Origin of the sequence: Pseudomonas sp. BN411, from assembly GCF_029871235.1 — a bacterium.
GTDB lineage: Bacteria > Pseudomonadota > Gammaproteobacteria > Pseudomonadales > Pseudomonadaceae > Metapseudomonas.
In genome coordinates, this window is sequence record NZ_SSOM01000073.1 from 510,088 (window position 1) to 528,906 (window position 18,819).

At 64.9% G+C, this 18,819-nt stretch carries 15 protein-coding genes; 12 read left to right on the forward strand and 3 right to left on the reverse strand.

The features are described 5' to 3' along the window. Nucleotides 1–71: 71 nt before the first annotated feature. Complete coding sequence (gene thiC / locus E8F06_RS20270; protein ID WP_280370421.1) at nucleotides 72–1,955, forward strand: phosphomethylpyrimidine synthase ThiC; 1,884 nt, start codon at nucleotides 72–74, stop codon at nucleotides 1,953–1,955. 124 nt (nucleotides 1,956–2,079) lie between these two features. Next, nucleotides 2,080–3,381, forward strand: a complete 1,302-nt coding sequence (gene cytX, locus E8F06_RS20275; protein ID WP_280370422.1) for a putative hydroxymethylpyrimidine transporter CytX — start codon at nucleotides 2,080–2,082, stop codon at nucleotides 3,379–3,381. Here cytX and E8F06_RS20280 read toward each other — a convergent pair. Next, nucleotides 3,338–4,078, reverse strand: coding sequence for a DUF3298 and DUF4163 domain-containing protein (locus E8F06_RS20280; protein ID WP_280370424.1), 741 nt, complete (start codon nucleotides 4,076–4,078; stop codon nucleotides 3,338–3,340). The genes cytX and E8F06_RS20280 overlap by 44 nt on opposite strands. A gap of 197 nt (nucleotides 4,079–4,275) precedes the next feature. Between E8F06_RS20280 and E8F06_RS20285 the strand changes: the two genes are divergently transcribed. From E8F06_RS20285 to E8F06_RS20325, 9 genes are all read left to right on the forward strand, one after another. Further along, complete coding sequence (locus E8F06_RS20285; protein ID WP_190831412.1) at nucleotides 4,276–4,893, forward strand: NUDIX domain-containing protein; 618 nt, start codon at nucleotides 4,276–4,278, stop codon at nucleotides 4,891–4,893. Beyond that, entirely contained in the window at nucleotides 4,884–5,339 is a 456-nt protein-coding gene (locus E8F06_RS20290) for a DUF1249 domain-containing protein (RefSeq protein ID WP_044870743.1), read from the forward strand. Before E8F06_RS20285 ends, E8F06_RS20290 begins: the two co-directional genes overlap by 10 nt. A gap of 136 nt (nucleotides 5,340–5,475) precedes the next feature. After that, nucleotides 5,476–6,291, forward strand: coding sequence for a 3',5'-cyclic-AMP phosphodiesterase (cpdA, locus tag E8F06_RS20295; RefSeq protein ID WP_280370427.1), 816 nt, complete (start codon nucleotides 5,476–5,478; stop codon nucleotides 6,289–6,291). A gap of 58 nt (nucleotides 6,292–6,349) precedes the next feature. Next, nucleotides 6,350–6,967, forward strand: coding sequence for a YqiA/YcfP family alpha/beta fold hydrolase (locus E8F06_RS20300; protein WP_280370429.1), 618 nt, complete (start codon nucleotides 6,350–6,352; stop codon nucleotides 6,965–6,967). 14 nt (nucleotides 6,968–6,981) lie between these two features. Continuing rightward, complete coding sequence (parE, locus tag E8F06_RS20305; protein ID WP_280370431.1) at nucleotides 6,982–8,871, forward strand: DNA topoisomerase IV subunit B; 1,890 nt, start codon at nucleotides 6,982–6,984, stop codon at nucleotides 8,869–8,871. 26 nt (nucleotides 8,872–8,897) lie between these two features. Beyond that, complete coding sequence (locus E8F06_RS20310) at nucleotides 8,898–9,851, forward strand: esterase-like activity of phytase family protein (RefSeq protein ID WP_280370644.1); 954 nt, start codon at nucleotides 8,898–8,900, stop codon at nucleotides 9,849–9,851. Next, complete coding sequence (locus E8F06_RS20315; protein WP_280370434.1) at nucleotides 9,848–10,372, forward strand: TIGR02281 family clan AA aspartic protease; 525 nt, start codon at nucleotides 9,848–9,850, stop codon at nucleotides 10,370–10,372. The genes E8F06_RS20310 and E8F06_RS20315 overlap by 4 nt, the downstream gene beginning before the upstream one ends. A 7-nt stretch (nucleotides 10,373–10,379) precedes the next feature. Continuing rightward, complete coding sequence (gene parC / locus E8F06_RS20320; protein WP_280370435.1) at nucleotides 10,380–12,638, forward strand: DNA topoisomerase IV subunit A; 2,259 nt, start codon at nucleotides 10,380–10,382, stop codon at nucleotides 12,636–12,638. 140 nt (nucleotides 12,639–12,778) lie between these two features. Continuing rightward, nucleotides 12,779–13,492 carry an ABC-type transport auxiliary lipoprotein family protein gene (locus E8F06_RS20325; protein ID WP_190831906.1) on the forward strand — a complete coding sequence of 238 codons (714 nt, stop codon included), beginning with the start codon at nucleotides 12,779–12,781 and terminating at the stop codon, nucleotides 13,490–13,492. Between the two features lie 244 nt (nucleotides 13,493–13,736). Here E8F06_RS20325 and E8F06_RS20330 read toward each other — a convergent pair whose 3' ends face one another. Further along, the gene (locus E8F06_RS20330; RefSeq protein ID WP_280370437.1) at nucleotides 13,737–15,272 is read right to left on the reverse strand and encodes an AhpA/YtjB family protein; all 1,536 of its coding nucleotides are present in this window, start codon (nucleotides 15,270–15,272) and stop codon (nucleotides 13,737–13,739) included. A 136-nt stretch (nucleotides 15,273–15,408) separates the two neighbouring features. Between E8F06_RS20330 and serB the strand changes: the two genes are divergently transcribed. Continuing rightward, nucleotides 15,409–16,623: a phosphoserine phosphatase SerB gene (gene serB / locus E8F06_RS20335; protein WP_280370439.1), complete on the forward strand. Its 1,215-nt coding sequence runs from the start codon at nucleotides 15,409–15,411 to the stop codon at nucleotides 16,621–16,623. 73 nt (nucleotides 16,624–16,696) lie between these two features. On the opposite strand, the gene E8F06_RS20340 is transcribed toward serB, so the two are convergent. Then, on the reverse strand, nucleotides 16,697–18,766 hold the full coding sequence (locus E8F06_RS20340; protein WP_280370441.1) for an EAL domain-containing protein: 2,070 nt from the start codon (nucleotides 18,764–18,766) through the stop codon (nucleotides 16,697–16,699). Nucleotides 18,767–18,819 lie beyond the last annotated feature (53 nt).

The window sequence follows — 18,819 nt, forward strand, 5'->3', positions numbered from 1 at the left end:
GCTCCTCTCGGCACCGGTCCCGGTGCACTCTCTTTCAGGTTCGCTCCGACATCATCCCAGGAGCCAGCCCGATGACCGCAAAACAACAAAAGAACCTGAGCGAGAGCGCCCAGGTCGACCAGCAATCCATCCAGCCTTTCCCCCGTTCGCAGAAAGTCTATGTGCAGGGCTCCCGCCCGGACATCCGCGTGCCCATGCGCGAGATCAGCCTGGATGTGACCCCCACCGCCTTCGGTGGCGAGATCAATGCCCCGGTCACCGTCTATGACACCTCCGGCCCCTACACCGACCCGAGCGTCAGCATCGACGTGCGCAAGGGCCTGGCCGACGTGCGCTCGCCCTGGATCGACGACCGCAACGACACCGAGCGCCTGCCGGGCCTGACCTCCGAGTTCGGCCAGCGCCGCCTGGCCGATGCCGAACTGGCCGCCATGCGCTTCGCCCACGTGCGCAACCCGCGCCGCGCCAAGTCCGGCCAGAACGTCACCCAGATGCACTACGCGAAGAAGGGCATCATCACGCCCGAGATGGAATTCGTCGCCATCCGCGAAAACATGAAGCTGGCCGAAGCGCGCGAAGCCGGCCTGCTCAAGGAGCAGCACGCCGGCCACAGCTTCGGCGCAGCCATTCCGAAGGAAATCACCCCCGAGTTCGTGCGCCAGGAAGTGGCCCGCGGCCGCGCCATCATCCCGGCCAACATCAACCACGTGGAGCTGGAGCCGATGATCATCGGCCGCAACTTCCTGGTGAAGATCAACGGCAACATCGGCAACTCGGCACTGGGTTCCTCCATCGAGGAAGAAGTTGCCAAGCTCACCTGGGGCATCCGCTGGGGCTCGGACACGGTCATGGACCTGTCCACCGGTAAGCACATCCATGAAACCCGCGAGTGGATCATCCGTAACTCGCCGGTACCGATCGGCACCGTGCCGGTCTACCAGGCCCTGGAAAAGGTCGGCGGCATCGCCGAGGACCTGACCTGGGAACTGTTCCGCGACACCCTGATCGAGCAGGCTGAGCAGGGCGTGGACTACTTCACCATCCACTCCGGCGTGCTGCTGCGTTATGTGCCGCTGACCGCCAAGCGCGTGACCGGCATCGTGTCCCGCGGCGGCTCGATCATGGCCAAGTGGTGCCTGGCCCACCACAAGGAGAATTTCCTCTACACCCACTTCGAGGAAATCTGCGAAATCATGAAGGCCTACGACGTCAGCTTCTCGCTGGGCGATGGCCTGCGTCCGGGCTCCATCGCCGACGCCAACGACGCTGCACAGTTCGGTGAGCTGGAAACCCTCGGCGAGCTGACCAAGATCGCCTGGAAGCACGACGTGCAGACCATGATCGAAGGCCCCGGCCACGTGCCGATGCACCTGATCAAGGAAAACATGGACAAGCAGCTGGAATGCTGTGACGAGGCGCCTTTCTACACCCTCGGCCCGCTGACCACCGACATCGCCCCTGGCTACGATCACATCACTTCCGGCATCGGCGCCGCGATGATCGGCTGGTTCGGTTGCGCCATGCTTTGCTACGTGACCCCGAAGGAGCACCTGGGCCTGCCGAACAAGGACGATGTGAAGACCGGCATCATCACCTACAAGATCGCCGCCCACGCTGCCGACCTCGCCAAGGGCCATCCGGGCGCACAGATTCGCGACAACGCACTGTCCAAGGCGCGCTTCGAGTTCCGCTGGGAAGACCAGTTCAACCTCGGCCTGGACCCGGATACCGCGCGTGCCTTCCACGATGAGACCCTGCCGAAGGAATCGGCCAAGGTGGCGCACTTCTGCTCCATGTGCGGGCCGAAGTTCTGCTCCATGAAAATCACTCAGGAAGTGCGCGACTACGCCAAGGAGAACGGCCTGACCGACGAGCAGAAGGCCATTGAGGCCGGCTTCGCCGAGCAGTCCGGGCGCTTCAAGGAAGAAGGTTCGATGATCTACAAGCAGGTCTGACGACCCGCCGCGTGACCCCGGACAGGCCTGGCCCTGTCTCACCACACCGCAAGCCGGGCCTCGTGCCCGGCTTTGCGGTTTGTGGCCAAACCATAACTACAGTCCTTTCAGGGCATCTGCCATCGTGAACACCCCAACCAGCTATTCGCCGTCCATCCCGGTCGCCTTCGACCAGCGCGTACTCGGCACGCGCGACCTGTTTTCCCTCTGGTTTTCCCTCGGCCTCGGCCTGATGGTGCTGCAGACCGGCGCGTTGCTGGCGCCGGGCCTCGGTACCAGCGATGCGCTGCTGGCCATCCTGCTCGGTACCGGCGTCGGCGTGCTGCTGCTGGGCTCGGCGGCGATGATCGGCAGCGACACCGGTCTCGCCGCTATGGCCTCGCTCAAGCTGAGCCTCGGTTCGGCCGGTGCGACCGTGCCGGCGTTCCTCAACCTGCTGCAACTGGTGGGTTGGGGCGCCTTCGAAATCATCGTGATGCGCGATGCCGCCAGCCTGCTGGTCGCCCGAGGCCTGGGTGAAGGCAGCCTGTTGGCCTCGCCGGTGCTCTGGACCCTGGTGTTCGGCGCCCTGGCCACCCTGCTGGCAGTGGCCGGTCCGCTCGCCTTCGTGCGGCGGATCCTGCGTCGCTGGGGGATCTGGCTGTTGCTGGGTGCCTGCGTCTGGCTGACCTGGGACCTGCTGAATCGCGCCGATTTCTCTGCGCTGATGGCGCGTGCCGGTGATGGTTCCATGTCCTTCGCCCTGGGTTTCGACATCGCCATCGCCATGCCGCTGTCCTGGCTGCCGCTGATCGCCGACTACTCGCGCTTCGGCCGTCGTGGCGGCGGTGTGTTCATCGGTTCCGCACTGGGCTTCTTCATCGGCTGCCTGTGGCTGATGGGCCTTGGCGTGGCCTACACCCTGGCTTTTGCCGAGGGCAGCGACGCCAATGCCTTGCTGTTGGCCCTGGCCGGTGCCGGCATGGGTATCCCGCTGCTGCTGATCCTGCTGGACGAGTCGGAAAAGGCCTTCGCCGATATCCATTCGGCGGCGGTGTCCAGCGGCATCCTGCTGCCGCTGAAGGTAGAGCATCTGGCGCTGGCCATCGGCGCACTCTGCACCCTGATCGCCTGCTTCGCGCCGCTGGCCGAGTACCAGAACTTCCTGCTGCTGATCGGCTCGGTCTTCGCGCCGCTGTTCGGCGTGGTGCTGGTGGATCACTTCATCCTGCGTCGCCGTCGCGCTGAACTCGCGCCGCGCGTGGCGTTGCGCTGGGACACGCTGCTGGCCTGGGGCTGTGGCGTGGCGATCTACCACCTGCTGGCCAATCACTGGCCGGAGCTGGGGGCGACCCTGCCGGCACTGCTGGCGGCCGGCGTATTGCAGCTCCTGCTGGGACGCTTCAGCCGCGTCCGGGGAAATACTGGGGCTTCAGTATTCCGTTGAGTTGCGGGTAGGGGATGCGGATTTCCGGATGCCCGCTGGAGTAGGGCGCGATGCTGTACACGTCGTACTTCAGCAGCATGGCGCCGTAGCCCAGGCCCACGTTGGCGGTGCGCTCGAACGGCCAGGTCTTGATGAAATCGGGGTCCTGGTCGAGCTTGTTGGTCGCCAGCCAGCGAAGGTGGGCCTGCTCGGCGACTTTCCAGAAAGCCTCTTCCTGGCCGGGAAGCAGCATGTCGCCAAGGCTCAGGGGCTTCTCCAGCTTGCGGTCGTAGTTGATGAAGCCGCGTCCCGGCATGCCGTGGGCGCCGCCGGTGAAGAGGTAGCTGGACAGCTCCACCAGCACCAGGTTGTCGTGCTGCTCCAGCACCTTGGCCTGCAGGTAGCTGCTCCAACCCGGTTCGGCGCTGGCGAGGAAATCCTTCTCGTAGGACTCGAGCGATGCCGGCAGCGGCGAGCCGGGGGCGTCCTGGGTCATGCGTAGCAGGCGCTCGTTGATCAGCTCGTTGAGCTGCGGTTCGTCGGCGAAGCTGATGGTGTCGATGTTCACCAGCGGGCAGGTCTCGCCCTGGCAACCGGGTTTCAGGTGTTCCCAGGCATGGCGCTGCGGCTCCAGCTTGCCGCTGCCGCCGGGCAGCATCTGGCAGGCGCTGAGCAGGGTGCCGAAGCAGGCGGCGGCAAGGAGTCTGGCGAGGGGCATCGGCTTCATCTTCGGGGGCGGATTCCGGAAAAAAGTGCAGGCTTCGACTGCCGCAGAGGCCATGAGTTCGCGCTCCACGGGCAGCCTTTCGCCGCGCATCTTCCCAGTCCGCGGCCCATCTGCAAAGAGGCTGCGCCCTGTGCAACCAAGGGGTAGGATGCGCGGATCGAAGCCTTCCGCAGCAGTGAGACCTTCCCATGACCGAAACCTTCAAGCCGGGCCCGGACGCCGTCGAAATCGTCGAGCGAGAAACCTGTTTCCAGGGTTTCTATCGCCTGGACCGTCTGAGCCTGCGCCATCGACTGTTCTCCGGCGACATGGGGCCGGTCATCCATCGGGAACTCTTCGTTCGTCATGATGCTGTCTGCGTACTTCCCTATGATCCGCAGAGGGATGTGGTGGTACTGATCGAGCAATTCCGCGTGGGCGCCTATGGCAAGAGCGAGAGCCCGTGGCTGCTGGAGCTGGTGGCCGGGCTGATCGACAAGGACGAGGAGCCGGAAGAGGTCGCCCGTCGGGAAGCCGTCGAAGAGGCCGATCTGCAATTGACTTCGCTCTGGCCGATCACCACCTACTATCCTTCACCAGGGGGCTCCAACGAGCGTGTGCATCTGTACCTCGGGCGTTGCGACAGCAGCGGTGCGGGTGGCGTACACGGGCTGGCGGAGGAGGGCGAAGACATCCGCGTGCATGTGTTGCCGCTGGAAGACGCCCTGGCCCTCATGCGTGAAGGGCGGCTGGACAATGCCGCGACCATGCTGGCCCTGCAGTGGCTGGCGCTGAACCGTACCGAAGTCAGGGGGTTGTGGACGTGAATCTGTTGCGCGATCGCTACCGGGTGGACCTCATCGGGCTGCAAGCAGCCTGCGAGGCGAACTACGCGCGCCTGATGCGTCTGCTCCCGCAGATGCGCGAGGTGCGTGGTTCCCGGCGTGTCGCGCTGAGCCAGGGCGAGCGCCTGCTCGGTGTGCTGGCCCTGGAAGTGGTCGAAGCCTGCCCCTATACCACCACCCTGCAGGTGCGCCAGGAGCACAGCCTGCCCTGGCTGCCGTCGCCGCAGCTGGAAGTGCGCGTCTACCATGACGCGCGCATGGCCGAAGTGGTCGGTGCCGAGAACGCACGGCGCTTCCGCAGTGTGTATTCCTATCCGAATGCCGACATGCACCAGCCCGACGAGAAGAGCCAGCTCAATCTCTTCCTCGGCGAGTGGCTGAGCCACTGCCTGGCCTGTGGTCACGAGCTGGAGCCGGTCGTCCTCTAGTTGCGTTCGTAACGAACTGCGGCTGGTCGGCGCGGCGCGATCCGCAACCCTTAACTGTGAACCATTCCCGCTTCGCGGGTTTACCCATTGCGCGCGCAGCAACCATAATCGGAACACCTTGCCCAAGGAGAAGGCCTTGCCCAATCCAGTCCTCCCCGCTGCTGACGAGTCGGTGCTGCTGGTGCAGCTATCCGACAGCCATCTGTTCGCCGAAGCGGACGGCAAGCTGTTGGGCATGGAAACCCGCGACAGCCTGCGCCGGGTGATCGACCAGGTGTTGGAGGAGCAATCGGGTATCGATCTGGTGCTGGCCACCGGCGACCTTTCCCAGGACGGTTCGGTCGAGTCCTACGAAACTTTCCGCGAGCTGGTGGCGAACATCCCCGCGCCTGCCCGCTGGTTCCCCGGCAACCACGACGAAGTCCCGGTGATGCGCGATGTCTGCGCCGGCACTTCGGCTCTGGAACCAATCGTCGATTTCCCCCATTGGCGGGTGGTGCTGCTGGATTCCACCATCGCCGGTGCTGTTCCCGGCCATTTCCCTGTGGAACAACTTGCCCTGCTGGAGCAAGCCCTCGAAGGCGCCGGCGAGCGCCACGTGCTGGTCAGCTTCCACCACCATCCCGTTTCCATCGGCTGTGCCTGGATGGACCCGATCGGCGTACGCAACTCCGAAAGCCTGTTCGCCGTGCTGGACCGTTATCCACAGGTGCGAGCGCTGCTCTGGGGCCACGTCCACCAGGAGTTCGATCAGCTTCGCAACGGCGTGCGCCTGCTGGCATCGCCGTCCACCTGCGTGCAGTTCGCGCCTGGCAGCGAGGACTTCTGCGTGGGCAACGAAGCACCGGGTTATCGCTGGTTGCGCCTGGGGCGCGATGGCGCCATTGAAACTGGGGTTTCGCGGGTAACTGGAATCACTTTCGAAGTGGATTACAGCGTCAAGGGTTATTGACCTTCGCGCCGCGGCACGGCAAGAAGTACAACTTTCCCTCGACCTGCCAGGAAGCCGCGTGTCCAGCTCGCAACCCAGCCTTCTTTATATCCACGGTTTCAACAGCTCGCCGTCTTCACACAAGGCGCGCCAGCTCGACGCGCTCATGCAGCGTCTGGGGCTGGCCGATCGCCTGCGGGTTCCCGCCCTGCACCATCATCCACGCCTGGCCATCGGCCAGCTCGAGGACGCCATTGCCGAGCTGCGGCGCCCGGTGCTGGTCGGCAGCTCCCTGGGCGGCTACTATGCGACCCACCTGGCCGAGCGCCACGGTCTTTCGGCCGTGCTGATCAACCCTGCGGTAGCCCCGCACCGGTTGTTCGATGGCCGGCTCGGCCCACAGAAGAACTACTACAGCGACGAAATCTGGGAGCTGACGGCGGAGCATGTGGCGGCGCTGGCCGAACTGGAAGTGCCACCACCACAGGACCCGGCCCGCTACCAGGTTTGGTTGCAGACGGCCGACGAAACCCTCGACTACCGCCAGGCGGAGCGCTACTACCGCGCTTGTGCTTTGCGCATCGAGGCCGGCGGCGACCACGGTTTCCAGAACTTCCCCGCCCATCTGCCCGCCTTGCTGGCCTTTGCCGGCTTTCCCGCGCAGCTGTGGCGTGACATCGACTTTTCCGACCTCTGACTGAAAGGGAATCCATGGCTACTTACAACGCGGATGCCATCGAAGTCCTCTCCGGCCTCGACCCGGTGCGCAAGCGCCCGGGCATGTACACCGACACCTCCCGACCCAACCACCTGGCCCAGGAAGTCATCGACAACAGCGTGGACGAGGCCCTGGCCGGCCACGCCCGCAGCGTCCAGGTGATCCTCCATGAGGACAACTCGCTGCAGGTCATCGACGATGGCCGTGGCATGCCGGTGGATATCCACCCCGAGGAAGGGGTGCCCGGCGTCGAGCTGATCCTCACCAAGCTGCATGCCGGCGGCAAGTTCTCCAACAAGAACTACCAGTTCTCCGGCGGCCTCCACGGCGTGGGTATCTCGGTGGTGAACGCCCTGTCCACCCGCGTCGAAGTGCGGGTCAAGCGCGAGGGCAGCGAATACATGATGACCTTCGCCGACGGCTTCAAGGCCAGCGAGCTGGAAGTCATCGGCAGCGTCGGCAAGCGAAACACCGGCACCAGTGTGCATTTCTGGCCGGACGCCAAGTATTTCGACTCCCACAAGTTCTCCGTCAGCCGCCTCAAGCACGTGCTCAAGGCCAAGGCCGTGCTCTGCCCGGGGCTATCCGTCACCTTCGAGGACAAGGCCAGCGGCGAGCGTGTCGAGTGGCACTTCGAGGACGGTCTGCGCTCCTACCTGGTGGACGCCGTCAGCGAGTTCGAGCGTCTGCCGAGCGAGCCGTTCTGCGGCAGCCTCGCCGGCAACAAGGAAGCAGTGGACTGGGCGCTGCTCTGGCTGCCCGAGGGTGGCGACAGCGTCCAGGAAAGCTATGTCAACCTGATCCCGACTGCCCAGGGCGGCACCCATGTGAACGGCCTGCGCCAGGGCCTGCTGGATGCCATGCGCGAGTTCTGCGAGTTCCGCAATCTGCTGCCGCGCGGCGTCAAGCTGGCACCGGAAGACGTCTGGGAGCGCATCGCCTTCGTCCTTTCGATGAAGCTGCAGGAACCGCAGTTCTCCGGTCAGACCAAGGAGCGCCTGTCCTCCCGCGAGGCGGCGGCCTTCGTTTCCGGCGTGGTCAAGGACGCCTTCAGCCTGTGGCTCAACGCTCACCCGGATCTGGGCATGCAGTTGGCCGAACTGGCCATCAGCAACGCCGGTCGTCGTCTGAAAGCCAGCAAGAAGGTCGAACGCAAACGCATTACCCAGGGCCCGGCGCTGCCCGGCAAACTGGCCGATTGCGCGGGACAGGACCCGATGCGCTCGGAACTGTTCCTGGTGGAAGGTGATTCCGCCGGCGGTTCTGCCAAGCAGGCGCGGGACAAGGAGTTCCAGGCGATCATGCCGTTGCGCGGCAAGATCCTGAATACCTGGGAAGTGGACGGCGGCGAAGTGCTGGCCAGCCAGGAAGTGCATGACATCGCCGTCGCCATCGGCGTTGACCCGGGCGCCGCGGACATCTCCCAGCTGCGCTACGGCAAGATCTGCATCCTTGCCGACGCCGACTCCGACGGCCTGCACATCGCTACCCTGCTGTGCGCGCTGTTCGTTCGCCACTTCCGCTCCCTGGTGGAAGCCGGGCACGTTTACGTCGCCATGCCTCCGCTGTACCGCATCGACCTGGGCAAGGAAATTTTCTACGCCCTGGACGAAGCCGAGCGCGACGGCATCCTCGACCGCCTGGTGGCCGAGAAGAAGCGTGGCAAACCCCAGGTCACCCGATTCAAGGGCCTGGGCGAGATGAACCCGCCACAGCTGCGCGAAACCACCATGGATCCGAACACCCGCCGCCTGGTCCAGCTGACACTGGAAGACACCGAGGGCACGGTGGAAATCATGGACATGCTGCTGGCGAAGAAACGCGCTGGCGACCGCAAGTCCTGGCTGGAGTCCAAGGGCAACCTGGCCGAGGTCATGGTGTGAGGGGAGCCCTGATTCTCCTTGCCCTGCTGTTTTCCACACCACTCTGGGCCGCCGACGACGCCGAGCAATTGCGCCTGGCCTCCGAGTACCCGGTGGACGGTATGCCTCAGGGCAACCTCTCCGGGCTGGCCCGCTGCGGGGAAGACCTGCTAGCGGTGTCCGACCGTGTGGATAACCAGCTGTACCGGCTCAAGCCCATTGGCGGTGTGCTCCAGGCTCAGGCGGAGGTGTTTCATGCACCGCCGCCACCGCCGAGCAGCCTGCCCTGGGGCGTCCGTGCGCGCTCCTGGGCCATCAGCATGCTGCGGGGAAATGAGCTCGATTTTGAAGGCATCAGCTGCGATGCAGCCGGCAACCGCTATCTGGTCAGCGAGGCCAATGCGGCAGTGCTACAGCTGCCGGTGGCTGGCGATCCGAACTGGCTGCTGCTGCCGGACAACCTGATCCGCCAGGCTCGCGCCAGCGGCATGCTGTTGCACTTCAACGCCCTGCTCGAGGGCGTCGCCGTCGACCCCAAGGGTGAACGCCTGTGGCTCGCCGCCGAGCGTGAGCGCCGTGGCCTGATGGTGGTGCACAAGCAGCAATCCACCTGGCGCTGCACCGGCGGCTGCGTGATCTTCAGTGAAGCCGGCACCGAGCCGCCGCCAGCCCCCATTGGCAGCGAGCAGCAGATGCCGCGCGACTTCTCCGACCTCGCCTACTTCGAGGAAAAACTCTTCACCCTGGAGCGCCTGGCGCACCAGATCTGCCGGCGCAAGCCGAGCAGTGGCGAAGTGGAGCGCTGCTGGTCCTTCGCCGAGGAAGCCCTGGCCGATACCCGTCGCTATGGCGTGCCTTTCGGCGTGGCCGAGGCCTTGTGGATAGATGTTGACGGGGCCTGGGTAGGTCTCGACAACGGCGGCAAGGCTCGCGCTGATGGCGAGCGGCGGCCCATCGTCTGGCGCTTCACTGCGCCGAAAGGCGGCTGGAGCGCGAAATGACCACACAGACGCCGGGCAAGCGCGCGGGAAGGGTCATGCTGGTGCTCGCATGGGGCATCGGCCTGATCCTGGCCACGCGTTACTTCGGCGTCTGGGAAAACCGCCAGCACAACCCCAATCGCGCGCCCGAGTCGGTGCACGGCGACGGCTACGTCGAGGTGCGCCTGGCCAGTAGCCGCCAGGGGCATTACCTGCTGGATGGCCGCATCGACGGCCAGGCCGTGACCTTCCTGCTCGACACTGGCGCCACCCAGGTGGCGGTGCCGGCACGGGTCGCCGAGCACCTTGGCCTGGCGCCCGGCGCCGCGGTCACCCTGAGTACCGCCAACGGCCGCGTCACCGGCCACCGCACCCAGCTGCAGGACCTGCGCCTGGGTGACATACGCCTGACCCAGGTGCCAGCGATCATCGTGCCGGGCATGGACGGCGAAGAGGTGCTGCTCGGCATGAGCGCCCTGAAACAACTCGAATTCACCCAGCGCGACGGCACCCTGGTGCTGCGCCAAGTCACTTCTCCGTGAGGCACGCATGAGCGAATCCCTCGATCTGAGCCTGGAAGGCGTTGAGCGCCGCTCCCTGGCCGACTTCACCGAACAGGCCTACCTCAACTATTCCATGTACGTGATCATGGACCGCGCCCTGCCGCATATCGGCGACGGTCTGAAGCCCGTACAGCGCCGCATCATCTACGCGATGAGCGAACTGGGCCTGGACGCCGACTCCAAACACAAGAAGTCGGCGCGTACCGTCGGTGACGTGCTCGGCAAGTTCCACCCCCATGGCGACTCCGCCTGCTATGAAGCGATGGTGCTGATGGCCCAGCCCTTCAGCTACCGCTACACGCTGGTGGACGGCCAGGGAAACTGGGGTGCGCCGGACGATCCCAAGTCATTCGCCGCCATGCGTTACACCGAGGCGCGCCTGTCGCGCTATTCGGAAGTCCTGCTGTCCGAACTGGGCCAGGGTACCGTGGATTGGGTACCGAACTTCGACGGCACCCTGAATGAGCCGGCAACCCTGCCGGCGCGCCTGCCGAACCTGTTGCTCAACGGCACCACCGGCATCGCCGTGGGCATGGCCACCGACGTTCCGCCGCACAACTTGCGTGAGGTCGCCGCCGCTTGCGTGCGTCTGTTGGACGAGCCGAGCGCCACCGTGGAGCAACTCTGCGAACACATTCTCGGCCCGGATTTCCCCACCGAGGCCGAGGTGATCACTCCCCGTGCCGAACTGCTGAAGATTTACGAATCCGGTCGTGGCTCGGTGCGCATGCGTGCCGTGTACCGCGTGGAAGACGGCGATATCGTCGTCACCGCGCTGCCGCACCAGGTCTCGGGCTCCAAGGTGCTCGAGCAGATCGCCGGCCAGATGCAGGCCAAGAAACTGCCGATGGTGGCGGACCTGCGCGATGAGTCGGACCACGAGAACCCCACTCGCATCGTCATCATTCCGCGCTCCAACCGCGTGGATGCCGACGAACTGATGCAGCACCTGTTCGCCACCACGGACCTGGAGTCCAGCTACCGGGTCAACACCAACGTCATCGGTCTGGACGGCAAGCCCCAGGTCAAGGACCTGCGTACCCTCCTCAGCGAGTGGCTGACCTATCGCATCGGCACCGTGCGCCGTCGTCTGCAGTTCCGCCTGGACAAGGTGGAAAAGCGCCTGCACCTGTTGGACGGTTTGCTGATCGCCTTCCTCAATCTGGATGAGGTGATCCACATCATCCGGACCGAGGACCAGCCCAAGCAGGTGCTGATGGAACGCTTCGATCTCACCGAGATCCAGGCCGACTACATCCTCGACACCCGTCTGCGCCAACTGGCACGCCTGGAAGAGATGAAGATCCGTGGCGAGCAGGAGGAACTGCTGAAAGAGCAGAAGAAACTGCAGGCCCTGTTGGGCAGCGACACCAAGCTGAAGAAGCTGGTGCGTGAGGAGCTGATCAAGGACGCCGAAACCTACGGCGACAACCGCCGTTCCCCCATCGTCGCCCGCGCCGAGGCTCGCGCGCTGTCGGAAACCGAGCTGATGCCCACCGAGCCGGTGACCGTAGTGCTGTCCGAGAAGGGCTGGGTGCGTTGCGCCAAGGGCCACGATATCGACGCAACCGGCCTGTCCTACAAGGCCGGCGACGGCTTCAAGGCGGCGGCACCGGGCCGTTCGAATCAGTACGCGGTGTTCATCGATTCCACCGGCCGCAGCTACTCGCTGGCGGCCCACTCGTTGCCCTCGGCCCGTGGCCAGGGCGAGCCGCTCACCGGCCGGCTGACGCCGCCACCGGGGGCCAACTTCGACTGCGTGCTGCTGCCCGAGGATGACGCCACCTATGTCATCGCCTCGGACGCCGGCTACGGTTTCGTGGTCAAGGGCGCCGACCTGCAGGCCAAGAACAAGGCCGGCAAGACGCTGCTCAGCCTGCCGTCCGGCGCCAAGGTAGTGCCGCCACGTCTGGTGCAGAGCGTCGAAGAAGACTGGTTGGCAGCGGTGACCACCGAGGGCCGCTTGCTGCTGTTCAAGGTCGCCGACCTGCCGCAACTGGCCAAGGGCAAGGGCAACAAGATCATCGGTATCCCTGGCGATCGCGTTGCAAGCCGCGAGGAGTACCTCACCGATCTGGCGGTGCTACCGGCCGGTGCAACCCTCGTCCTCCAGGCTGGCAAGCGCACCCTGTCGCTCAAGGCGGATGATCTGGAGCACTACAAGGGCGAGCGCGGACGCCGTGGGAACAAGCTGCCACGCGGCTTCCAGCGGGTTGACGCGCTGCAGGTGGAACCGCTCGCCTGACGGTGGCGACGGCGAATTGACGTGGGGCTATGGAGTCCTGCGTCACATTGACGGATGATATGTCCCCTTGCCGTTCCCTGATGATGGCAAGGACGAATGAATTCGACTGCAGGCTGCCCACAAGGCGGCCGTGGGTGAGATTGATGAGCGTGCGTTTTCCCCTGGCTTTGATGCTGGCGAGCCTCCTGGGCCTGGCCGGTTGTGTACATAGCCCACCGATTCCCATGTTTCAGCTGGATGCAGGCACCCCGGAGGTGCCGTCAAAGAAGGCTGGGATGCAAGTACTGCTCGGCCCGGTGACCGTGGCCGACTACCTCCAGCGTGAAACCCTCCTGCAACGCCAGGCCGACGGCAGCCTGACCGCTGCCCCGGACGGTCGCTGGGCTGGCAGCCTGGCTGCGGATATCGACCAGGTTCTCCTGCGTCAGCTGTCCTGGCGCCTGGACAGCCAGCGCCTGGTGCTGGCCCCGGGCAACCCCGGTTTCACTCCGGAAGTACAGGTGCTGCTGACCATCAGCCGCCTCGACTCCGGCCCCCAGCGCCCGGCCGTGCTGGAGGCGCAATGGCGCCTGTTGGATCGTGCCGGTCAGCTGCGTGACAGCCGCCTGGTGCGCCTTGAGGAGCCCCATGCCGGAACCGCCGCCGACCAGGTGCGGGCCCAGAGCAAGCTGCTGCAGCAACTGGCCGAGCAACTGGCCGCTGCCGTGAAGCCCCTGGAAGGCCAGCCGGTTGCAGTCGAGGCGCCGCGCAAGCCGTCAGCTGCCAATCAGCCGGCCAAGGCCAAGGAGCCGCAGCCGCCGAAGATCCCCATGGCGGCGCCAGTTCGGACCGACGTGGAAGTCTTCCGCTTCTGATTGCTGGATTGTGAAAAAGCCCGCTTGATGCGGGCTTTTTCATGCGTGTTCGTCGGGAGTTCTTCGTCCCGAGGGTGAAGCCAATCCGGCGGGGTGCGCCGTCCGCACCGGCGCAATTTGACGGGGAATCGAAGCCTCGGTGCGCACAGCGCACCCTACGCTCCAGGCTGTACCCAATTGTCCACTGAGAGCGTCGCAGGCAAAGAAAAGCCCGCATCTGCGGGCTTTTTCGTCATTTGTGCATTCAGTGCGCGCGAGCTTCATGCATCCGCGACAGCTGGCGTTCCAGCAGCGAAGGATAGGGCTCCAGCAGGCGTTCAACGCAGCAGGCGCCTTCCGGGCTGGTGATGGCGCGGATACGCGCACGCTGGCGAACCAGGTCGTCCTCGGCAATGGCGCGTTCCACCAGCAGCAGGTTGCGACTGTGCTGGCTCAGGGCGAGGGCGCTCTGGGTGCTGTCGTTGAGCAGCAGGTCGCCCTGGCTGAGGCCGGAGAGGTCTTCGCCGTGGGTCAGGCCGAGCTGCAGCTGCAGGGTGATGCCGCTGTCGGCGACCTCGATCTGCAGGGCGTGCCCCAGGGCGCGCATCAGTTCGCCGCAGCAGATCGCGTGGGTCAGGTAGTCCTCGTCGCTGTCTTTGCTGTGGAAGAGCATCAGGCTGCTGCCGTCGTTCAGGGTCAGCAGTTGGCCGTGGTAGAGACGGGCGGCCTGATCGAGGCAGTCTCGGTAGCGCTGCAGCAGGTCCATCAGGCGTGCACGCGGCAGTCGGCGCAGTTGGTCCTGGGCGCCCAGCTGGATGGCCAGTACCGCGCTGTTTTGCGGTTCCTCCTGAGCAACGGGGGCTGGAGCAGGGGCCGGCTCGTCTTCGGCCATTTCCTCGCGCAGTTCGGAGAAGGGATCTTCGTCATCCGGCGTGAACAGCGTGCTCGGCGTCTCTTCCTCGCCGTCGAAGCTGTTGTCACGCAGGTCGCGGACCTCGAAATGATCCGGATCGTCCTGCTCGTCCTGCTCGTCCTCGAGATAGTCCTCGTCGGCCTCGGCGTAGTCTTCTTCCGGGATGGGATCGAACTCAGGCTCGGGTTCCGGTTTCTCCGGTACCAGGCGCGCCTGGAGCTGACGGGCCAGGTCGCCGATTTCGTCCTGGCGGCCGGCGCCGGGCGCGGGGTCGTCCGGGTCGCGCAGCCAGACACGCAGTTGCAGCAGGGGCGTGGAGATGTGTCGGCCGAGGCGCAGGCTCAGGGACAGGGTCAGCGCTAGCAGGATCAGGCTGAGCAGGCCCATGCTTTGCAGGCTGATGGTCATGGGCTGTTGGAATTGCTCCATGTCCAGGCTCAGGCGCAGATGGCCGGCGATCACTTCCTGGAAGGTGATAGGCGTCGAATACAGGCCTTCGGCCTCGCCCAGCAGCCCCTGCTTGGGCCGCGAACCGGCCTCGGCAAGGATGCGGTTGTCCACGCTGTAGATGGCCGCGTGGGCCACCAGCGGGTTCTTCACCAGGTTGTTGAGCAGCACGTTGAGGCTGAGGATGTCGTTGGACACCAGCAACTCCGTGGCTGACGCAGCGGTCTGCGCGGTCAGGCTCTGGCCCAGGGCGTCGGCCTGCTGCTGCATGGCCTGCTTGAACTGCATGCCCATGACCCAGGCGTAGATCACCAGCGCCAGAGCCACCAACAGCAAGCTGTGGCTGGCGATGCGCAAGGCGATCGGCACGCGCCGCTGGCGCAGGGCATGGAAGATCAGCAGGAAGAAATTGTCGGGTTTGACAGGCGTGGGCCGGTTCACAGAGCGCGGCTCTTCTCGGACGAAATTGTGGCGCAGTATAGCGAGCGCCCCTTGCAGGGCAAAGCGCCGAGCATGCTGCGGGCGCCGCGAAAGTGGGTAGAATGTGCGCCTTTTCATGCGCTGAGTGAGGTGCGACTTGCGCGAGATTGTCCTGATCAACATCACTGGCGAGGACCGCCCCGGCCTGACCGCGGCCATTACCGGTGCCCTGGCCCAGGGTGGCGTGAACATCCTGGATATCGGCCAGGCGGTGATCCACGACACCCTGTCGTTCGGCATCCTGGTGGAAATCCCGGATAACGCCGAAGGCTCGGCGGTGCTCAAGGACGTGCTGTTCACGGCTTACAAGCTGGATCAGCAGGTGCGCTTCACTCCGGTACCCGAGGCAGATTACCAGCAGTGGGTCGACGGTCAGGGCAAGAGCCGCTACATCGTCACCCTGCTGACCCGCAAGGTCACCGCCGAGCAACTGCAGCGGGTCAGTTCCATCACCGCCAAGTACGGCCTCAATATCGACCATATTGACCGTCTGTCGGGTCGCATGCCGCTGGATATGCCAGCCGACCAGGGCAAGGGCTGCATCGAGTTTTCCGTACGTGGCGAGCCGGCCGACCCGGTGGCCCTGCGTGCTGAGTTCCTCAGCGTGGCCCAGGAACTGAACGTCGACATCGCATTCCAGCGCGACTCGCTGTTCCGCCGTAATCGCCGACTGGCGGTGTTCGACATGGATTCGACCCTGATCGAAGCCGAAGTGATCGACGAACTGGCCAAGGCTGCGGGTGTGGGCGACAAGGTCGCCGAGATCACCGAGCGCGCCATGCGTGGCGAACTGGATTTCCGTGCCAGCTTCAAGGAGCGCCTGGGCCTGCTCAAGGGCTTGTCCGAGGACGTCCTGGAAGAGATCGGCGCCTCCCTGCGACTCACTGAAGGGGCAGAAACCCTGTTCGCCGAGCTCAAGCGCCTGGGCTACAAGACCGCCATTCTTTCTGGTGGCTTCAGCTACTTCGCCAAACAACTGCAGGCCAAGCTGGGCATCGACTACGTGTTCGCCAACGAGCTGCAGATCGTCGACGGCAAGCTGACCGGCGTGGCCATCGAGCCCATCGTCGATGCGCAGCGCAAGGCGGACCTGCTGAGCGAACTGGCGCAGAAGGAAGGGCTGCGCCTGGAGCAGACCATCGCCGTCGGCGATGGCGCCAACGACCTGCCGATGCTGGGCCTGGCCGGCCTGGGCGTTGCCTTCCGCGCCAAGCCGCTGGTCAAACAGTCCGCCAAACAGGCCATTTCCACCCTGGGCCTGGACGGCATTCTCTACCTGCTCGGCTTCCGCGATCGCGACGGCAGGGATTGAGTGACTGACCGGAAATGAAAAAGCCGCCTTCGGGCGGCTTTTTCGTGGATGGCGTTCGAGACCGGGCTCGCCCTTACTCGTCGCCAGAGGAGAAGTCGTAGTCCATCGCCTGGCTGGGGCCTTGCAGGTAGTAACCCTGGATGTAGTTGACGCCGGCCTGCCAGAGGGTCGCCAGCACGCTGGCGGTTTCGACGAAGGGTACGATGGTCAGCTTGGCCTGGGCATGCAGGCTTGCCAGCAGGGTCTTGAGAACCTCCTGGTTCTCCGCGCGGCCCAGGTCCTGGGTAAAGGAGCCGTCCACCTTCACGAAATCGATGGCGAGATGCTTGAGCGTGTTGAACGGGTTGAGTGCGCAGCCGAACTGGCTCAGCGCTACCTGGCAATGCAGCTCGGCGAGACCCTGGGTCAGCGCCTTGGCCTGTTTCAGGTAGGCGATGGCGTCCGGCTCGCTGAACTGGAAGATCAGCGCATCGGAGGGCAGTCGCGCGGCCTTCAGGGCAACGCTCAGCCACGGCAGCAGGGTCTGGTCTTGCAGGCTGGCGCCAGAGAGGTGGACGAAGAGTCGGGTGTTGTGACCCTTGGTGCGATGCTCGGCCAACAACTTGATGGAGTTGAGGATCACCCAGCGGTCGATCTTCTCGGCCAGGCCAGCGTCCTTGGCGGCATCGAGGAAATCGACGGGTGGTACTTCCTCGCCCTGCGAATTGAGCAGGCGCAGCAGCACTTCGTAATGCTCGAAGTTGTCGCCACGCAGGCTGATGATCGGCTGGAACAGCAGGCGGAAGCTGTTGTTCTCCAGCGCCTGCTGAACCATGGCCACCAGGTTGCCACGGTTGGCCGCAGCGGCCAGTTCTTCGGCCGGGTCGTACAGCTTGAGGCCGTTCAGATCGCCCAGTTCGTCGGAGCAGCGATGGGCGCGATCCACCACATCCTGGGCTTTGGGCGTGGTTTCGCTGAGCCCGGCGACGCCGACGCACAGGCTGACCTGCACAGTTCGGCTGCTGACGTCGAAGAGATGGATATCGATCTTCTTCAGCAGGCTTTGCAGGCTTTCTGTCGCCTGCTCAGGCGTGACGCCCTGCTGCAGGACACCAAACACGTCGTCGCCATAGCGGGCAAGCTGGGCGTCGCCGGCGAAGTGGGCGCGCAGGAGGTTGGCGAGGTCCGTGAGCAGCAGGTCGACGCCGGCGATGCCGACTTCGGCCAGCAGGCTGGAATAGCGTGCGACGCGAACGTACGCGAGGCTCGACGGCTGGCCGGCCTTGACGGCGCGCTCGGCGGAAACGTCGAGCATTTCGTTGAAGTGGGAGCGATTGAACAGGCCGGTGACCAGATCCTGGCTACTGATTTCGCGCAGCTTCTCTTCCAGTTCGGCGCTACCGGTTTCGGCGCGGATCACCACCTGGATGCAGGGCTCGCCGTCATAGGACGCGGGGGAAAAGTTCATCCGCGCCTGGAAGCTCTGGCCGTCGACCTTGCAGCCGCTGCAGGTGAGCTCGCCAGCGCCTTCGCCATCGCGGTAATTCTTCAGGAAGTCCTTGAAGCCGGCCTGGTCGGTGCCGGCGATCAGGTCGATCATCGGCATGCCTTCGAGTTCGTCGCCATCGTCGTAGCCGAACATCTCCACGTAGGCGCGATTGGCATAGATGTGCATGCCGTCGTGGACGTAGGCGATGGCGTCCACGGAGCTGTCCAGCAACAACTGACAGCGTTTTTCCGCTTCCCGCAGGCTGACCTCGGCGGCGCGGCGGGCGCGGCGTTGTTCGAGGTTGGCCAGTTCGCGGTTGGCCACCAGCACCAGGCGCTCGTCCTCGCCTTGGGGCAGGGCGTCCTGGGCGCCGAGTGCCAGGGCTTCGGTGATGAGGTCGGAGTCGTTGTCCTGCACCAGCTGGATGAACGGAATGTCCTTGGACTGACGGCGGATGCTGTTGAGGGCTTCGCCGGGACTGAGATGTTCGCTGCTTGGGGACGCGATCAGGAGGTCCCAGCTCTGCTGCAGGGCCTCATTGAGGTCGTCGACGGAAAGGATGCGGTGGACGCGAGTCGCGCGACCGGAATTCCGGAAAAGGCTGACCAGTCGCTCGGCTTCGTTCTGCGAGTCTTCCAGGATCAGCAGACGGATCGTTTTCTTTTCGATGGCCATGGCCTGTGCTTAGCGCCGAACGAGCGCGAATAGGCGACGAATGGTGGATTCGT